This window comes from Moraxella sp., assembly GCF_024227015.1.
Lineage (GTDB): Bacteria > Pseudomonadota > Gammaproteobacteria > Pseudomonadales > Moraxellaceae > Moraxella.
The window spans coordinates 1-13,598 of sequence record NZ_JAAELD010000365.1; the positions used below are offsets into that span (position 1 = coordinate 1).

At 47.8% G+C, this 13,598-nt stretch carries 13 protein-coding genes; 10 read left to right on the top strand and 3 right to left on the bottom strand.

The annotated features are described in order from the left end of the window. The coding region (locus GY683_RS08330; protein WP_297288288.1) for an OmpA family protein at positions 1–365 on the bottom strand (365 nt) is incomplete at its 3' end. A gap of 234 nt (positions 366–599) precedes the next feature. Between GY683_RS08330 and pepN the strand changes: the two genes are divergently transcribed. From pepN to GY683_RS08345, 3 genes are all read left to right on the top strand, one after another. Further along, complete coding sequence (pepN, locus tag GY683_RS08335) at positions 600–3,170, top strand: aminopeptidase N (RefSeq protein WP_297288289.1); 2,571 nt, start codon at positions 600–602, stop codon at positions 3,168–3,170. A 114-nt stretch (positions 3,171–3,284) separates the two neighbouring features. Beyond that, on the top strand, positions 3,285–4,667 hold the full coding sequence (locus GY683_RS08340) for a 3-deoxy-D-manno-octulosonic acid transferase (protein ID WP_297288290.1): 1,383 nt from the start codon (positions 3,285–3,287) through the stop codon (positions 4,665–4,667). Continuing rightward, the gene (locus tag GY683_RS08345) at positions 4,664–5,374 is read left to right on the top strand and encodes a 16S rRNA (uracil(1498)-N(3))-methyltransferase (protein ID WP_297288291.1); all 711 of its coding nucleotides are present in this window, start codon (positions 4,664–4,666) and stop codon (positions 5,372–5,374) included. The genes GY683_RS08340 and GY683_RS08345 overlap by 4 nt, the downstream gene beginning before the upstream one ends. Here GY683_RS08345 and GY683_RS08350 read toward each other — a convergent pair. After that, positions 5,343–6,170, bottom strand: coding sequence for a methyltransferase domain-containing protein (locus tag GY683_RS08350; protein ID WP_297288292.1), 828 nt, complete (start codon positions 6,168–6,170; stop codon positions 5,343–5,345). The two genes, GY683_RS08345 and GY683_RS08350, sit on opposite strands and share 32 nt — an antisense overlap. Before the next feature lie 216 nt (positions 6,171–6,386). On the opposite strand from GY683_RS08350, the gene GY683_RS08355 reads away from it, so the two are divergent. The 7 genes from GY683_RS08355 (at position 6,387) to purU (ending at position 12,948) form a co-directional block, all read left to right on the top strand. After that, positions 6,387–7,397, top strand: a complete 1,011-nt coding sequence (locus tag GY683_RS08355) for a hypothetical protein (protein WP_297288293.1) — start codon at positions 6,387–6,389, stop codon at positions 7,395–7,397. 165 nt (positions 7,398–7,562) lie between these two features. After that, the gene (locus GY683_RS08360; protein ID WP_297288294.1) at positions 7,563–8,600 is read left to right on the top strand and encodes an ABC transporter substrate-binding protein; all 1,038 of its coding nucleotides are present in this window, start codon (positions 7,563–7,565) and stop codon (positions 8,598–8,600) included. 168 nt (positions 8,601–8,768) lie between these two features. Further along, the gene (locus tag GY683_RS08365) at positions 8,769–9,779 is read left to right on the top strand and encodes an ABC transporter substrate-binding protein (RefSeq protein ID WP_297288295.1); all 1,011 of its coding nucleotides are present in this window, start codon (positions 8,769–8,771) and stop codon (positions 9,777–9,779) included. A gap of 167 nt (positions 9,780–9,946) precedes the next feature. Continuing rightward, entirely contained in the window at positions 9,947–10,855 is a 909-nt protein-coding gene (locus GY683_RS08370) for an ABC transporter permease (protein ID WP_297288296.1), read from the top strand. A 25-nt stretch (positions 10,856–10,880) separates the two neighbouring features. Continuing rightward, positions 10,881–11,675, top strand: coding sequence for an ABC transporter ATP-binding protein (locus GY683_RS08375; protein WP_297288297.1), 795 nt, complete (start codon positions 10,881–10,883; stop codon positions 11,673–11,675). 21 nt (positions 11,676–11,696) lie between these two features. Beyond that, positions 11,697–11,975 carry a hypothetical protein gene (locus GY683_RS08380; RefSeq protein ID WP_297288298.1) on the top strand — a complete coding sequence of 93 codons (279 nt, stop codon included), beginning with the start codon at positions 11,697–11,699 and terminating at the stop codon, positions 11,973–11,975. Positions 11,976–12,072: 97 nt separating this feature from the next. Further along, the gene (purU, locus tag GY683_RS08385) at positions 12,073–12,948 is read left to right on the top strand and encodes a formyltetrahydrofolate deformylase (RefSeq protein WP_297288299.1); all 876 of its coding nucleotides are present in this window, start codon (positions 12,073–12,075) and stop codon (positions 12,946–12,948) included. 71 nt (positions 12,949–13,019) lie between these two features. Here the strand turns inward: purU and GY683_RS08390 are convergent, their stop codons facing one another. After that, complete coding sequence (locus GY683_RS08390; protein WP_297288300.1) at positions 13,020–13,574, bottom strand: carboxymuconolactone decarboxylase family protein; 555 nt, start codon at positions 13,572–13,574, stop codon at positions 13,020–13,022. Positions 13,575–13,598: the final 24 nt, after the last annotated feature.

Sequence of the window (13,598 nt, forward strand, 5' to 3'; positions counted from 1 at the left end):
CGACGCTCGCCCAGTGAGATGTTATATTCACGTGAGCCGCGCTCGTCAGTATGACCTGCGATCAGTACACGAGCGCCACTATTGGCTTTCAAAAAGTCGGCTTGGGCATCCAATGTCTGCGCAGTAGAAGCGCGGATAGCATCTGAATCAAAGTCAAAATACACCACGCCTTGCAAGTTGGCAGCGACAGCTTTGATTTCATCGCTGTTATTAACCAATTTGCCGCCATGATAAGCAGGACCTGTATAGCCTGAGATGCCGATCGGGGCAACGAGAACTTCTTGGCTTTTTGGCTTGCTGGCACAGCCTGCAGTTAGTGCAATGATGGCTGCGCCCAGTAGGGCTGCCTTTATGCGTGATGACATGGTAACTCCAATGTGAATGAATATTTAAAATGGTATGCTTATGATGACAAAGTTAAGAAAATTTTACAAGTGATTTTTTGTGGTGGTTGGTGATTGGCATGGATTTGTATTGCTGTTAGGTGCTGATTTTAAGGATAAAATTGATCGTGGTGATTAATAAAATAAAAACAATGAAGGCTTTTTTTGGTGTTGGATTTTTGGTAGTATGGTGGGATTTTGATGATGGAGTTTATGATGACTGACAATGCTTTAACCAAAGTTTATCTTAAAGATTATACCCCACCTGCTTATCAGGTGAAGACCATTGACCTTGACATTAAGCTGTATGATGATCATGCCACCGTGGATGCTCGCTTATCCGTAAAGCGCGAACATGATGGTAAGCTTGCACTATTAGGTCGTGGACTTAAACTGCTACAGGTATCAGTAAATGGCACGCCATTGTCTGATGATCAATATACCTTGGACGATGAGCAGCTGATTATCCATGAGTTGCCTGATGAGGCGATGATTGAGACTTCGGTAAAAATCTGGCCACAGACCAATACCGCGCTAGAAGGCTTGTATCAAGCGGGTACGGCCGATGAGGTGATGTTCGTCACACAGTGTGAGCCTGAAGGTTTTCGTAAAATTACTTTCTATCCTGACCGTCCTGATGTGCTGGCTGAATTTACCACACGCGTGGAGGCCGACAAAAAATACAAGACCTTACTTGCCAACGGCAACTTAATTGAAAGTGGTGAGCTGGGCGATCGCCATTATAGCATCTGGCACGATCCTACGCTAAAGCCAAGCTATCTGTTCGCCTGTGTGATTGCGGATCTTGAGGTCATGCAGGATTATTATACGACCAGCGAAGGTCGTGAAGTAGTACTAGAAATCTACGCCACCAAGCATGATTTGGATAAGTGCCACATTGCCATGCAGGCACTTAAGGATTCGATGAAGTGGGATGAGGATAATTACGGCTGTGCGTATGATTTAGATCGCTATATGATCGTGGCGACAGGTCAGTTTAACATGGGTGCGATGGAGAATAAGGGCTTAAATATCTTTAATACATCATGCGTGCTTGCCAGTCCCGAGACGACCACGGATGAGCGAATTTTTCAGGTGAAGTCTGTCATTGCGCATGAATATTTTCATAACTGGACGGGTAATCGCGTGACGTGTCGTGATTGGTTTCAGCTTTGTCTCAAAGAGGGCTTGACTGTATTTCGAGATCAGAGTTTCTCGGGCGATTTTCGCTCAAAGGCTGTGCAGCGCATCGAAGATGTTGCTGTATTGCGCGCGCATCAGTTCGTTGAAGATGCAGGTCCATTATCGCACCCTGTGCGCCCCGAGAGCTTTGTGGAGATTAATAACTTCTACACCTTGACCATCTACGAAAAAGGCGCAGAGATCGTGCGCATGATCGCGAATCTGCTGGGCAAGGATAAATATCGCCAAGGCACCGATGAGTACTTTCGTCGCCATGATGGACAGGCAGTGACGATTGAGGATTTCTTATCAGCGCTATCAATTGGCGATGAGAGGGTGCTCGACTTTTTGGCTTGGTATCGCCAGCCTGGCACGCCTGAGGTGTCGGGTGGCTTTGTGGTGAATGGCAGTCGTGTGACCGTCAATCTATCCCAAAAAACTCGCCACGTGGCTGGCTATGATGCGCCTGTGGCATTGCCAATCCCTGTAGATACGGCGATTTTTGATGGTGAAACTGGCAAACTATTGGCACAAAAAATGCTGCTATTGACCAAAGACAGCGACAGCTTTGTCTTTGAAGATGTGAATTTGTCATCGGGTGCGCGTCCGATTGTCTCAGTGCTGCGCAATTTTTCTGCACCTGTGAAGCTTGACTTTGAATACAGTGATGAAGATCTGGTGAAGCTGGTGACTTTTGAGACCGAAGGGTTTAACCGTTGGCAGGCACTGCAGACATTGGTGAATCGCTTACTGCTTGGTAAATCTGACAATGTGTCACTACTAACCCAGACTCTACCTAAGGTCATCCCTACGCTCATGAAAACGGATGCCATGCTGGCGGCGCGTCTGTTTGACATACCAAGCGAGCAAGAGCTTGCGGCAGCTTATGAGTCAAATTATCAGCCGACCCTCATCAAGCAAAAACGCGACACTCTTAAGCAGTCAATCGCGACAAGCCTAAAAGACGTCGTTGGTGAGTGGTATCAGGCGCTGCCAATCGAGGCTTATGAAGATGAGCCTGAGGCGCGAGGACGTCGTCAGCTAAGAAATGTCCTGCTAAACATCGCCTTGGCGGCGGGTGTGGCAGAGGCTGAAGACTGGGCGTACGCGCAGTATGACAATGCCAGCTGCATGAGTGAGCGATTAGGCGCGCTGTCCGCGATGGTTGAATTTGATTTGGCGCGCGGCGATGATTATGTGGCTGATTTTTATGATCGATTTAGCGATGAGGATTTGGTCATTGATTCATGGTTTAGTGTGCAGGCGCGCGCTGACAGTCGTGATGTGGCGTTCATTGAGCAGCTCATGACCAGAGAGGATTATGATTGGAATACACCAAACCGAGTCCGCAGCACACTGCTGGGCTTGGCAGCCAAACCAACCCAGCTATGGACAAAAGAAGGCATTGAGCTATTCTTGACCGCGATCGCATCACTGGATGCATTGAACCCAACACTGGCAGCGCGTATGGTGTCGTCACTGTCGCGTTGGTATACGCTTGGCGAGCCTGATAAGGCTATGGCAAAAGAAGCGCTCACAAATCTTCAAAAATTCGTAAAATCTAAGAACGTTCTTGAGTCGTTAAGCAACATCATTAACGCATGATGAACCAGCGAGACTCATTTAAAATATACGGCAGGTCATTCTTGCCGTATATTTTTTGCTTATTGGCGAAGTTTCTTTTACAATGACATGGTTTACAGCAGAACGAATGACATAATGAAGCCGCCCATTTATTACCCCATCGCCATCCGTCTTGCCATGCCGATTTATCGCCAGATGGTCAAGAAAAAATCACGCCATTTGCCGACTTTGGATAGAGAGTTGAATGAGCGTTTTGGCGAACATTATCAACCTGTACCAAATAGTTCATCGCAAAGTATTGTTGATAAGGTTGTGGATAAATCTGGTTCGGATGCCATCAATCAAGACTTATCAAGAGGTGTCATCTGGTGCCATGCGGTGAGTCTTGGCGAGCTAAATACCGCTTATCCATTATTAAAAAACCTAATAAATCAAGGGTTTAAACTATGGATTACAAGCACCACGCAGACGGGATTTAACCGTGTATCGCAGTTGTTCTCAGACGAGATGGGCGTGTCGGTCAATCATAGCTTCGTCCCTGTGGATAACTTAGCTGTTGTACAGAGATTCATCAGTCATGTCCGTCCTGTGATGGTGATATTTATAGAGACTGAGCTGTGGGCGACGATGCTACACGAGCTGAACCAGCAAGGCATCCCAAGTGTCATGGTGAATGCGCGACTGACCCAAAAATCCTATGAAGGATATGCCAGATTCAGTAAGTTAAGCCGTAGCATGATGATGAACCTTAGTACCATCATCGCCCAAGATGAGGAATCTGCCAAGAGATTCCGACAGCTTGGCGCATCGGATGATAAAGTTGTCGTGACTGATTCTTTAAAATGGTCAAGCTTTGGTCAGTTTGATGATAAGCATGACAAGCTGGCTGCCGAGGCGAACACTTGGCAGCTAACTGATCATGAGGGCAGGCGCAGACCTATCTGGATCGCAGCCAGCACCCACGAGGGTGAGGAGCGTTTGGCTCTGCAGGTGCATCAGAAGCTGATGGCGATAGATGCATTGGCTTTGTTGATCTTGGTGCCCAGACATCCTGAGAGGTTCGATGAAGTTGCGCGCCTGTGCGATGAGATGGGATTTAACACAAAAAGACGCTCAAATAATGACATCATTCATTATGACACCCAAGTATATCTTGCAGATAGTATGGGCGAGCTGCTGGGGTGGTATCAGGTGGCTGATGTTGCGCTTGTGGCAGGGTCTTTTGTGGATAAAGGCGGTCACAACCCAATCGAACCCGCCAGTCTTGGCAAGCCCTTGGTTATGGGTCGATTTACTAAGAACTGTGAAATTTTGGTGCAAGAATTATCAAGCGTTGGCGCACTTTTGCAGACGGACGATTCTGTAGATGATATTGCAAAAGCCATAAGTGAATGGTTATTCGATAAAGGCTTAGCGGTCAAGGCTGGTGAAGCCGGCAGGGATCTTGTGATGGATAAGCAGCACGCCGCCGATAAGCAAACTCAGGTTCTGCTTGACATATTGGCAGGTGTGAGATGAATGTATTATTACTAAGCGCTCATGACATCGATGGTCAGACAGCCATAATACAAGATGCTGACCAAGTTGCGCACATCAAGCACGTGCTTAATGCAGCGGTTGGTGATACCTTAAAGGTTGGCGAGCTGGGCGGAAAGCTTGGCACGGGCGTGATTGATTCCATTGATGATAAGGTGGTGCTAAAAAATGTGCATCTTTATACACCGCCACCGGCAAAGCTTGGCGTGACACTCGTGCTTGCTTTGCCACGTCCTAAGGTGCTAAGACGTCTGATCATGGACATGACCGCCATAGGCGTGAATCATATTGTACTGGTGAACAGCTATCGCACCGATAAGAGCTATTGGGGGTCGCCATTATTGGCGCGGCTGGATGAATTTGTCCAAGAAGGGTTGCAGCAGGGTGTGGACACCATCGCGCCGAAGATTACTCTGGCGAAGCGTTTTAAGCCCTTTGTGCAGGATGAATTGCCCAGCCTGATACGAGATCGTGCGGTGGTGTGCCATCCTTATGCAGATGAGAATTTTTATGCATACAGTCAGGCGTATAGTCTGCCTGATTTGATCGTCATTGGCGCTGAGGGCGGCTTCATCCCTTATGAGATTGAGTTGTTGGCGTCAGTTGGCGTGACAGCGGTAGGGCTAGGACAGCGCATACTTCGCACCGAGAGCGCGGTCAATGCCGTGCTTGGTCGGTATCTGTCTTAGTAGATTTGGTGGCGATGATGTGTAGATATCGTCCCATCAGGCGAAATGGCAGCTGCGTTGAGTATTTCAGCTCCATCGCGATGACGTCATCAGGATTGTTCAGGCCGCCGCGCTTTAAGGGTGCATAATCGGAAAACACGCGAATACCAGAGCGTGCCTGTACATGATAATGGCGAGAGGACAGCCATGATTCAACGTCATCGTTATTGACAGGATTGTTCGGGGTTAGGGACTTATTGTCAGCAGGTTTTGGCTTATCCAGCTGATAAAAATTACCCATCACCAAATTACGATAAATCAAACTGGCAGGATTATAAAAACACAGAGACAGCGCGCCACCATCCGCCAAAAATTCATCAAAAAAATCCATGATCTGCTCAGGCTCCCCAAGCCACTCCAATACCGCATGGCATAAGATTAAGTCAAATTTCTCACCTTGAATGGCGGATGGCAGTTCTTGATAAGGACAGACGATAAAGCGAATGTCGTTAAGACCTTGATCGGCAGCGCTTTGTTTGGCCTTATCGATCATGTTGGCAGAGATGTCATTGATCGTGCAGTGATGATGTTTGGCGAGGTTTAGGCTGATTTGGGCGAGTCCTGCACCTACATCCAGTATTCGAAGCGGACGATTTAGTGCATCACTAAGCGCTTCCACCATTTGGCTGATGTCTCGCTCAAGGATGGCAAGACGGATTTGTCCTTTTAAACCGCCATAGACTTTTTTGGCGAAATGGTCGGCGATGGGGTCAAAATTACGATCAGAGTGGTGCAAATTGGCTGATTGAATTGTCATGATTTTGTAGTATTTTGTAAAAATGAATAAAAAATAAGTGGATAACTGTTAAGCGTGCGTACTTTTGCTTTGTTGTTTGCTTAAAAAGTGACAATAGCTGTGGTATAATGCCAACAATTTTGTTGGGCGGTTGATGCGTTATTTTATCATAAAAATGCCAAGATGCTTGCAGACCTGCTCAACACCCATGCTTAAATTTAAAGATTCAGGTATTCTATGAAAACACTAAGCGCAGTAAAATATGCGGTGGGTGCCTCTGTGGTGGCGCTTGCTTTGACCGCTTGTACCAAAAACGAAGAACCAAACAACGCCCAAGAGGCGGACATCGTGGTGGCAGAGCCTGTCATCCAAGAGATTCAAGCGGTCTGTGACGAGCCAAGCCTGCGCAATCGCTTGGTGGATTCATTGCAGGTTGGTCTGCTTGACAGCGCACTACTTGAAGTACAAGGTTATGATGATGCGACACGCCTAGGACTTGAGCAGCAGGTTCGCCAAAAGCTAACCGGCGTGGACATCAATCTACAGAATGTCACTGCATCGGGTGCGACGTGCCGTGCTGACGTGCATTTTACACTGCCAGCTCAAGACATCGCTTATGCCAATAGCACATTTGAGAATAATGGTCTGACCGCGCTTGATGAGCAGGCAGCAGAAGCAGGTGCTGCATTGGTTGGTGGTAACCGTCTGATTGCCAAGGACTTTGCATATACCATCGAGGATAATAAAGCAGTCATCGGTACCGATAACGCGGTGCTAAGTCTGGTAGCTAAGACTTTGGTGGCAGCTGTTCATGGTATGGCAGATGAATCGCACGCCAATGCGCAAAATGCCCCAGCTGTACGTCTAGAGCCTGTTCAACCTATCGCTGCACCACGCATCCAAAAACGTGAAGAGGCGGCACCAACTGCACAGCCAACTCAAACCGTTCGCCAAGAACAACCACAGCAGCGTCCAGCTCAAACAGAGCCGCGCACTCAATCTCGTCCTGAGTCACTACCACGTGCTCAAGCAGAAGCACCAAAGAAAGAGACGCCACGCCCACAAAGAACCCAAGAGCAGGCGCGTCCTAAGGCTGAACCAGCTGCACCAAGCCAGACTGCACGACCACAGAAGCAGACTGAATCAGCACCGGCTGTCGCGCCAGCTCCTGCACCTGCACCGGTCCAGCAGTCGGCTGCCGATGAGAATGTCGAGCTGACAATCGTTGAGAGCAACGACACTTATTAATTTAGCAATGCCCAAAATCCCGAATAATATTCGGGATTTTTTTATGGGTGTTTTTAAAATTGTCTTCATAATATGATAAAATGGCAGTTTGTCAAAACGTATTAGCACAACGGAATAATTTCATAGTGTCGAATTTGCCTAGGCGGATTCCTTTTGGAGAAAAAGATGCAAACTTTTAAACTGCAATTATCAGCCATTGCATTATCAGCTCTCGCTTTGGCTGGCTGCAATCAAGAAAAAACAACCGCCCAACCAGCCGAGGCGGACAAAACCACCCAAGACAACACCAAACAACCCAAAACCATCGCCATCTCTGCCATCGTTGAGCATCCTTCGTTGGATGATATTCGTCGTGGCATCGTCTCAGGCTTGGCGGATTTGGGCTACAAAGATGGTCAGAATCTAACCGTCAATTTCCAATCAGCTCAAGGCAACATGGCAACCGCAAGCCAAATCGCCAAGCAGTTCGCCTCCGAGAATCCTGATGCGATCGTCGCTATCTCTACGCCAACCGCGCAGAGTCTGGCCGCTGCCACTCAGACCATTCCTTTGGTATATACTGCTGTGTCAGACCCTGTCGCGGCTAAGCTGATCGATAACAACAACGTCGCCACACAGGCGAATATCACAGGCCTATCAAGCCAGCTACCACTCGAGCCACAGATTGAGCTGTTCACTAAAGTTAAGCCTGATGCCAAGCGTATCGGCTATGTCTATAGCCCAGGTGAGGCGAATTCGGTCGTTCTAAAAGATCAATTGATCAAGATTCTGCCTAAGTATGGCATGAGCTTGGTGGACATTCCTGCCAACCGCTCTGCTGACGTGGCAGGTGCGACACGCGCATTAGATGGACGTGCTGATCTTATCTATACGTCTTTGGACAATAACGTCGCGTCAGCGATGGAAGCGATGGTGCAGGTGGCTAATGAGCTTGATTTGCCGATCATTGCGTCCGATGAATTCTCAGTACGTCGCGGCGCAACGGCTGCCTTGGGCGTGAATGACTTTGATTTTGGGGTGACGACCGCTAAGCTGGTCGCAGGCATCCTAGATGGCAAAAACCCAGCAGACATCAAGCCTGAAGTCATGAACACACTGACACTGTACATCAGCCCAAAACATGCTGCCGATCAAGGCGTGACTCTTACCGATGAAGTTAAGAAAGACGCGATCGACGTGGATGCGACACCACGTTCACACTAAAACAGTCATGAGCTGGCGGCGGATTGTAGGTTTTTTGAACAAATGTTCGTCGCCTTAGTTGCTTTATGAGTGATTTTGCTGATTGATGATTGAAATTTCGTGATATTTTGTTTATCATGAATCACCTTTTGATTAACCGCCCAAGTGGGCAAAGCTATGGAGATGAAGATGTTCAACCCAAATCGTATTAATGGATTTTCTAAATTATTGGGCGTAACTTTATTAAGTGCGACATTGTTTGGCTGCGGTAATGATGACAAGGCAGCTGCACCTGATGCCAAAGCAGACGCAAAAACTGTTGCCATCACTGCCATCGTTGAACATCCTGCCTTGGATGCGGTGCGTCAAGGCGCCATCGAAGAGCTTGGTGCGGCAGGTTATAAAGAAGGGGAGAACCTAACAATCAACTTCCAATCAGCCCAAGGTAACATGGCGACAGCAGGTCAGATCGCTAAGCAGTTCGTCGCGGATAATCCTGATGCCATCATCGCCATCGCCACGCCATCAGCGCAAGCAGTTGTGTCAGGCACGAGCGACATTCCTGTGATTTTCTCAGCGGTGACAGAGCCTGTTGAAGCTAAGCTGGTACCAAAACTAGACGGTTCTGGTACGAACGTAACTGGCGCATCAGACGTATTACCACTTGAGCCGCAAGTTGATCTTATTAAAGAGCTGCTGCCTAACGTCAAGAACATCGGTTTTGTATATAGTCCAGGTGAGGTTAACTCAACTGTCACCCTTAAAAACCTAAAAGCCATCACAAGCGCTCAAGGCATCAACATTGTTGAAGCGCCCGCCCAAAAATCAAGCGACATCGCGATGGCAGCCCAAAGCCTAGCGGGTAAAGTTGATGTGATCTATACCTCAACTGATAACAACGTCATCAACGCCTATGAGGCATTGGCTCAAGTTGCTAAGGAAGCTAAGATCCCACTTGTGTCATCTGATCCAAGCGTGGTTGAGCGTGGTGCTGCTGTGGCATTGGGCGTAAACTATCTAGATCTAGGACGTGAGACAGGTAAAATCACAGCGCGCATCCTAAAAGGTGAAAAAGCAGGCGACATCCCTGTGTACGCAGCCCAAAAACTAGATCTGTTCGTTAGCAAAAAATACGCAGCAGAACAAGGCATCACCGTGCCACAATCTATCATTGATCGCGCGCAGAAAGTGGCTGAATAATATTTTTGTATGACGATGCGTGACATGATGGACAAGTCATTCGCACATCTAATAAATTTAACATACAAAAATATGTCATAAAATGGTAAAATATTGCACGTTTTTTAAAGAACACACGCCCGAAGACGCTCGTGGTGTGTGTTTTTATTTAGTTTAGGGGCGTTTTTATGTCGATGATTGCCTTTTTTGGGGCGTTAGAAAGTGGCTTGATTTATGCGCTGATGGCGCTTGGCGTGCTGATTTCTTTTCGTATTTTGGATTTTCCAGATTTGACCGCTGACGGCAGCTTTCCTTTGGGCGGCGCGGTGGCAGCGCTTGCCATCGTCTCAGGCGTGAACCCTTGGATGGCTTGTATCCTAGGGATGTTTGCCGGTGCGGCAGCGGGAACAGTCACGGCATTATTAAACGTCAAATTAGGCATTCTGCATCTGTTGTCGGGCATCCTTGTGATGACGGCATTGTATTCGTTGAATTTGCGCATCATGGGCGCGCCAAACCTATCGCTCTTGGGTGAGCCGACCGTATTTGCGCCGTTCATCCAAGGCGGTAATGGCGTGTGGGTGCGCGTGCTTGTGGCGCTGGGTGTGGTGGTGATAGCTAAGCTGTTCTTGGATTGGTTCTTTAGCACCGAGACAGGTCTTGCCATGCGCGCCACAGGTTCTAACACCAAGATGGCACAAGCGCAAGGCATTAACACCTCATGGATGATCGTGCTTGGTATGGCGATCAGTAATGGTCTGATTGCGCTGTCGGGTGCGTTATTCGTACAGACTCAAGGCGGTGCCGATGTGTCGATTGGTATTGGTACGATCGTTATTGGTCTGGCTGCGGTCATCATTGGTGAGACTGTGCTGACTGCGAAGCGTATTTTTTGGATTACCTTATCAGTGGTAATTGGTGCAGTGCTTTATAAGCTGTTCATTCAGATTGCGTTATCTAGCCAGACGCTGCGTAGCATTGGCTTTGGACCACAAGATTTGAACCTTGTCACGGCATTGCTTGTGGTGATTGTGCTCATGTTGCCTAAATTTCGCGCCAGACTGTTTGCAAAATTTGGCAAAAAATCAATCCAATAAATGAATGTTAACGGAGAAAATTCTTATGATGCAAGCAAGTGACTTACGTTTAACGTTCAATAAAGGCACACCGATTGAGAACCCAGCTTTGCGCGGTATTAGTTTAAACATCGCTGAGGGCGAGTTTGTGACCGTCATCGGCACCAACGGTGCAGGTAAATCCACCTTCTTAAATACTGTGAGCGGGGCGATTCGCCCTGACAGTGGTTCTGTGGTGATCGATGGTGTTGATGTGACCAATCGACCAACACATAAGCGCAGCCATCTGGTTGCAAGAGTGTTCCAGGATCCAATGGCAGGCACGTGTGAAGCGCTAACCATCGAAGAGAATATGGCGCTTGCCTTCAAACGTGGTAATCCTCGCACCCTAAAAGGTGCGCTAAATGGTCAGAACCGTGATATTTTCCGCGAAAAATTATCCGTGCTAAAGCTCGGTCTTGAGAATCGTCTGACCGACCGCATGGGCTTGTTATCAGGTGGTCAGCGTCAAGCGGTGAGCCTGCTAATGGCAAGCCTACAGCCTTCGAAGATTCTTCTTTTGGATGAGCACACCGCTGCACTTGACCCGAAGACAGCGGCTTTCGTGCTTGATTTGACCGATAAGATCGTCAATGACAACAAACTAACCACGATGATGGTGACGCACTCCATGCAACAGGCGCTGACCCATGGTACGCGCACAGTCATGCTGCACCAAGGTCAGGTCTTGCTTGATGTCTCAGGCGAAGAGCGTCGCGGCATGACAGTTCAGGATCTATTGGATATGTTTGAGCGCACGCGTGGCGAGAAAGTGGCGGATGATGCGCTATTGTTAGGATAAGCGAGCGATAAAAGGATTGTTATGAATAAGCGTTTTGCTAATGTGGTGTCTTTGACTTTATTCTTTATTGGTGTGATGGCGATTGCGATTAGCATCACTCAGAATAATGGTTATGCCTATCACGCGTTCGCACTGTGCGGGGTGTTGTCGGTGCTGGCTGATTTTATCAGTATTAAGACAGGCAATAAAATGGTGAATGCCACCCTAGGTCAAAAACGCTTCGTGCTAATCTTTCAGGCATTGGTATGGGCGATTGGTTTGGCGTTGGTATATTATTTCGAGCTTTTTCATCCGCACTAACAATGAGATGTGGTGAGATTTTTCCAAGGATTGGGTTTGGTGTTTGCCAAACCTAATTTTATTTTTATGATTAACATAAACAAAAAAGAGAGTAATTATGACGAATTGTTTTGAATGTGATGACAATCTGGCGCGTCTGTTGGTGACTTGTCAGGACCGCTCTGGCATCGTGCAGGCGGTATCGGGGTTCTTGTATCATCATGGGGCGAACATCGTCTCATTGGATCAGCACACGACAGAAGCTTATGGCGGTAAATATTTCATGCGGGTAGAGTTTCATTTAGAAGATTTGGCAAATAAAAAAGCCACATTGTCTGAGACTTTCGCGCGCAATGTCGCTGCGCCTTATGAGATGAATTGGCGATTGTCCTGCAATCATGACGTCAAGAAGGTCGGCGTATTGGTGTCTAGAGAGGATCACGCCATGTTAGAGCTACTATGGCGATACAGTCGTGGTACGCTGCCATGTCAAATCACCAAAGTCGTCTCAAACCATGAAGACCTTCGCGAATCGGTTGAGAGATTTGGCATCGAATTTATACACATTCCTGTCAATAAAGACGACAAAGAGTCAGCCTATGATAAGATCACTGAGGTAATGCAGGGCAATGACCTGTTGGTCTTGGCGCGTTATATGCAGATCCTAAGCCCAAAATTCGTCGATACTTGGGCGGGTAAAGTGATTAATATTCATCATTCGTTCTTGCCGGCCTTTGTGGGCGCCAATCCATACAAGCAAGCATTCGATAAAGGGGTGAAGCTCATCGGTGCGACCGCCCATTATGTGACGAGCGAGCTGGACGAAGGTCCTATCATCGAGCAAGGCGTGCAGCGTGTGAGCCATGCTTACAGCGTGCCTGAGCTTCGTGAGATTGGGCGTGATATTGAGCGTGATGTATTGGCGCGTGCTGTCAGATGGCATCTAGAAGATCGCATCATCGTCGATGGCAATAAGACCGTTGTATTCGACTAGAGCGACACAAAAATTAAACCTGCCGATGAGCAGGTTTAATTTTTAGTTAAATTTATTGATAAATCAACGAATTAACGATTTGGGCCAAAGGCAGCAAGCTCTGGGTTGATGTCGGTTTTGGCAACGGTGTTAGCGTAGTTGCACAGGGTAGACAGTGCCACGCCCATGATGACATCTAGGACGTTTTGGTCGTTATAGCCGGCTGATTTAAACGCTTCTAGCTCTTCATCAGAGACTTGACCACGCTTGTCAATAAGTTGCATGGTGAATTGGGCCAGGGCTTGGTATTTGGCGTTTTCGTCAATGTTGGTGCGAGTACGTAGGGCTTCTACGACCGTGGGCGACATTTTTAGGCGAACTTCGGCAATCTTGGTGTGTCCTGCCACACAAAAATCACAGCCATTATGTACGGCGGCGGTGATTTGAACCACTTCAATCTCTTCGGCGGTCAGCGAGTTTTTGCTGTTTAGCTTGCTGACTTCTTGATACATTTCAAGGGCTTGCGGTGAGTTGGCAAGCACGCCGATAAGATTTGGGATAAAGCCGTTAGCTTTTTGTACCGCTTCAACACGCTCTTTGGCTTTTTCGGGGGCGGTATCAACGGTATGTAGGGCTAGACGAGTCATGTAGTTCTCCTAATTCATTGCTTC

Excerpts from the sequence above, each read along its gene's own strand:
- GY683_RS08345 (WP_297288291.1), top strand. The coding sequence starts at position 4,664 with ATGAATGTATTATTACTAAGCGCTCATGACATCGATGGTCAGACAGCC.
- GY683_RS08380 (WP_297288298.1), top strand. The coding sequence starts at position 11,697 with ATGAATAAGCGTTTTGCTAATGTGGTGTCTTTGACTTTATTCTTTATT.
- GY683_RS08370 (WP_297288296.1), top strand. The coding sequence starts at position 9,947 with ATGTCGATGATTGCCTTTTTTGGGGCGTTAGAAAGTGGCTTGATTTAT.
- GY683_RS08360 (WP_297288294.1), top strand. The coding sequence starts at position 7,563 with ATGCAAACTTTTAAACTGCAATTATCAGCCATTGCATTATCAGCTCTC.
- GY683_RS08365 (WP_297288295.1), top strand. The coding sequence starts at position 8,769 with ATGTTCAACCCAAATCGTATTAATGGATTTTCTAAATTATTGGGCGTA.
- GY683_RS08350 (WP_297288292.1), bottom strand. The coding sequence starts at position 6,170 with ATGACAATTCAATCAGCCAATTTGCACCACTCTGATCGTAATTTTGAC.
- GY683_RS08340 (WP_297288290.1), top strand. The coding sequence starts at position 3,285 with ATGAAGCCGCCCATTTATTACCCCATCGCCATCCGTCTTGCCATGCCG.
- GY683_RS08355 (WP_297288293.1), top strand. The coding sequence starts at position 6,387 with ATGAAAACACTAAGCGCAGTAAAATATGCGGTGGGTGCCTCTGTGGTG.
- purU (WP_297288299.1), top strand. The coding sequence starts at position 12,073 with ATGACGAATTGTTTTGAATGTGATGACAATCTGGCGCGTCTGTTGGTG.
- GY683_RS08390 (WP_297288300.1), bottom strand. The coding sequence starts at position 13,574 with ATGACTCGTCTAGCCCTACATACCGTTGATACCGCCCCCGAAAAAGCC.
- GY683_RS08375 (WP_297288297.1), top strand. The coding sequence starts at position 10,881 with ATGATGCAAGCAAGTGACTTACGTTTAACGTTCAATAAAGGCACACCG.
- pepN (WP_297288289.1), top strand. The coding sequence starts at position 600 with ATGACTGACAATGCTTTAACCAAAGTTTATCTTAAAGATTATACCCCA.